The sequence below is a fragment of the Streptomyces sp. CO7 genome (genome assembly GCF_053474865.1).
This window is the reverse complement of record NZ_JBRIOU010000002.1, coordinates 821422-824714: the sequence shown is the minus strand read 5'-3', so window position 1 is coordinate 824714 and position 3293 is coordinate 821422. Positions and strand designations below refer to the sequence as shown.

The 3293-nt window shown below is 75.4% G+C and carries 4 protein-coding genes; 1 reads left to right on the top strand and 3 read right to left on the bottom strand.

What is annotated here, in order from left to right:
* The coding region (locus ACOV8S_RS05735) for an alpha/beta fold hydrolase (RefSeq protein ID WP_448316438.1) at positions 1–836 on the top strand (836 nt) is incomplete at its 5' end.
* Positions 837–856: 20 nt separating this feature from the next.
* Here the strand turns inward: ACOV8S_RS05735 and ACOV8S_RS05730 are convergent.
* The 3 genes from ACOV8S_RS05730 to ACOV8S_RS05720 are packed head-to-tail and all read right to left on the bottom strand — an operon-like array spanning position 857 to position 3200.
* Positions 857–1282, bottom strand: coding sequence for a hypothetical protein (locus tag ACOV8S_RS05730; protein WP_448316436.1), 426 nt, complete (start codon positions 1280–1282; stop codon positions 857–859).
* A 5-nt stretch (positions 1283–1287) separates the two neighbouring features.
* Positions 1288–1980 carry a 4'-phosphopantetheinyl transferase family protein gene (locus tag ACOV8S_RS05725; RefSeq protein WP_448316434.1) on the bottom strand — a complete coding sequence of 231 codons (693 nt, stop codon included), beginning with the start codon at positions 1978–1980 and terminating at the stop codon, positions 1288–1290.
* Complete coding sequence (locus tag ACOV8S_RS05720; protein WP_448316433.1) at positions 1977–3200, bottom strand: amidohydrolase; 1224 nt, start codon at positions 3198–3200, stop codon at positions 1977–1979. Before ACOV8S_RS05720 ends, ACOV8S_RS05725 begins: the two co-directional genes overlap by 4 nt.
* Positions 3201–3293 lie beyond the last annotated feature (93 nt).

The window sequence follows — 3293 nt, the reverse complement described above, 5'->3', positions numbered from 1 at the left end:
CCGCAACCTCCCCGTTCGACGCGGCGTACGAGGAGTTGCTGCGCCGCTGGCCCGAGGAGACGCGGGCCCTCGACGTGCCGACGCGGTTCGGTTCCACCCGGGTCCACGTCTGCGGCCCCGAGGACGCCCCGCCCCTGGTGCTGCTCCCTGGTGGCGGCGCCACCTCCATGGCCTGGTACTCCGTCGCCCCCGAACTCGCCCGCACCCATCGCCTGTACGCCGTCGACCTGCTCGGCGACTTCGGCCGCACCGTTCCCGCCGGCGATCCGTTGCGCGACGCGGACGACCTGGCGGTTTGGCTGACCGCCGTCCTCGACGGCCTCGGCCTGGAGCGCACCGCCCTGTGCGGGCACTCCTACGGCGCGTGGATCGCCCTGAACCAGGCCCTCCGCGCACCCGGACGGTTCAGCCGCCTGACGTTGCTGGACCCGGTCGGCTGCTTCGCCGGCCTGCGCCTGCCGTACGTCCTGCGGGCGCTGCCGATGCTGGCGCGCCCCACCCCGGAGCGGGTGCTGTCCTTCCACCGCTGGGAGACCGGCCGCCCGCCCGGCGACCCCGCCTGGGCCGCCTTCCTCGGCGCGACCGCGCGCGCCCGCCGCACCAAGGTGCTGCCCGCCCGCTGTCCCGACGCGTCCGCGCTGCGGGGGTGCGCGGTGCCGACATTCGTCCTCCTCGCCGGGCGGAGCCGGGCCCACGACGCCCGGAAGGTCGCCGGGCGGGCGCGTGCGCTGCTGCCCGGCGCGACGGTGGTCACCGTGCAGGGGGCGGGGCACCACTCGCTGCCGACGGAGTGCGCGGCGGACGTGGTGGCCGCGCTGCGCGGTTCGCCGGCGTGACACGGGAGCCCCGGGCGGGCTCAGCCCTGCCCGACCGGCTTTCCGCTCCGGCGGAACGACCTGACGGACGCCCAGGCGGCCAGGCCCGCCGGGGTGAGCGGCAGGACCGGAAGCAGCACGGCCGCCGCCCACGCCACGACACCGGTGTCGGCCTCCGCTTCCACACCTCCTGACGTCCGGCGGAGCGACATGGTGTCCCCCGGCTCGCCGTGGAACTGCCCCTCGATTTCGCGGCCCGATGCAAGCCTGCCGGTGCACACATGGACAGCGCCGCCCCGCGGACCGCTTTCCCACCGGCACGCTGTGATCCGCAAGGGCTCCTCGGTTCCCACCAGCCCCACGCCGACGAGCCCGAGCATCACGGTCCACGCGGCCACGGCCGCGAAGAACGCGGCGATGAACCCCCATGCGGCGCAGGCCAGGAGTTCCGCCTTCCGTCTCGGCACCGGTCTCAGACTTCCCCGCAGCCGCACCGGCCGGTGGAAGCCGTGGCGTCGGGGCGCGTCACCACGACGGCGGTGGTGACGAAGCCCCGGGTCACGCACCAGCGGCCGTCGAAGACGACCGGTCCGCCGGGCACGACCGCTTCCGGCAGGACGCGGGCGCGGAAGGAGCCGGCGGGGTCGAAGGTCAGGACCGCCTGCTCGAACCCGAGCCAGGCGCCGGTGATCGGGTACCAGGCCTTGTACACCGACTCCTTCGCCGAGAACAAAATCCGGTCCCAGCTGAATGCCGGGTGTGCCGTGACCAGTTGGGCGAGGTGTTCGCGCTCCTCGGGCAGCGTGACGCCGCCCAGCGTTTCCTCCGGCAGGGCCTCGTGGGGTTCCGCGTCGATACCGACGGAGGCCAGGGCGGCGGCGTCCGCGACGGCGGCAGCGCGGTAGCCGTCGCAGTGCGTGAGTGCGCCCACCACTCCCGCGGGCCAGCGCGGCGCGCGGTCGGCGCCGGGGGGCAGGGCGGCCGCTCCGTGCCCGAGGCAGCCCAGCGCCTGCCGGGCCAGGTGCCGCACGGTGGTGTACTCGCGGCGGCGCTTGTCCACGGCGCGCGCGACGGCCGGCTCCTCCTCGGGCAGCAGCACGGCGTCGGGCGGGTCGCCGAAGGACTCGGCCACGTGCACACCGGGCGGCAGCAGGTCGCGCATCATCGGCCGTCCCGCCCTCCTGGACCCGTCTGCCCGGGGTCGCCGTGCCGCTCCCGGCTCCGGTGCAGGCCGACGTAGTGCCGCCGGCGCCCGGCGTCGGCGGCGAGGTCGATGCCGGTGCGGGCCAGCAGGGTGGCCGCGTCGAGCAGGGCGGCGTCGGCGGCCGGGGTGGTCATCTCGTCGGCGAACTCGGCGTTGTGCGGGGTCGCTTCGCATCCCAGGACGCCGATGTGCGGGTGGATCGACGGCAACGTGTGGCTGACGTTGCCCATGTCGGTGGAGGCGGTCACGCTGCCCGGCGGGAGGGGGTCGGCGGTGCGGCCGACGTCGGCGAGGTGCCCCTCGTACGTCCTCAGCAGCCACGGGTCCTGGCGCAGGTCGAGGTAGTCGGGCTGGGTGCGGCCGATCTCGACGTCGGTGCCGGTGGCGAGGGCGGCGCCGCGGAAGCAGTCCATCACGCGGCCGGTGAGCGGGGCGAGTTCCTCCGCGGTGGCCGCGCGGACCTCGTACTCCAGGACGGCGAGGTCCGGGATCATGTTGGTGCGCCGCCCCGCCTCGCGGACGAAGCCGGATATCCGGGCGTCCGGGGTGGTCTGCTGCCGCAGCAGCCCGACGGCGACCTGGGCGACCACCGCGGCGTCACCGGCGTTGCGGGCGAGGTGCGGCGACTTCGCGGAGTGCGCGGTGCGGCCCGTGAACCGGGCCTCGAACCTGGCGGCGGCGGTGGTGCGGTCACCGCCGAAGGTGAGGTCGGTGGGGCCGGGGTGGACCATCATCGCCACGGTGACGTCGTCGAAGGCGCCGCGCTCCAGCATCAGCACCTTGCCGCCGCCGTGTTCCTCGGCGGGGGTGCCGAGGAGCTTGACGCGGAACCCGAGTTCGCCGGCGACGGAGGCCAGCGCGATCGCGGCGCCGACGGCGGACGCGGCGATCAGGTTGTGGCCGCAGGCGTGGCCGACCTCGGGCAGCGCGTCGTACTCGGCGCACAGCCCGAGGGTGAGGTCGCCCTCGCCGTAGGCGGCGGTCAGCGCGGTGGGCAGCTCGCACACCCCGCGTTCGACCGCGAAGCCGGCGTCCGTCAGCAGGTCGGCCACGTGGGCGGAGGCGGCGTGTTCGGCGAACGCGGTCTCGGGTTCGGCGTGGATGGCCCGGCTGAGGGCGAGCAGCCGTTCCCGCCACCGGGTGAGCGCCTCGTCGGCCCGGACGTACGGGTTGTCGCTCATCGTCGCTCCCTGCACGTCACGCCACGGCCCTCCGCTCAACACTCCCCCGGACGGTACCTCCCCCGCCTTCCGCACCACCTCCCTGCCCCACGT

What these genes read in the sequence shown, in the direction of transcription:
- ACOV8S_RS05720 (WP_448316433.1), bottom strand. Translation starts at nt 3,200, where the DNA reads ATGAGCGACAACCCGTACGTCCGGGCCGACGAGGCGCTCACCCGGTGG.
- ACOV8S_RS05725 (WP_448316434.1), bottom strand. Translation starts at nt 1,980, where the DNA reads ATGATGCGCGACCTGCTGCCGCCCGGTGTGCACGTGGCCGAGTCCTTC.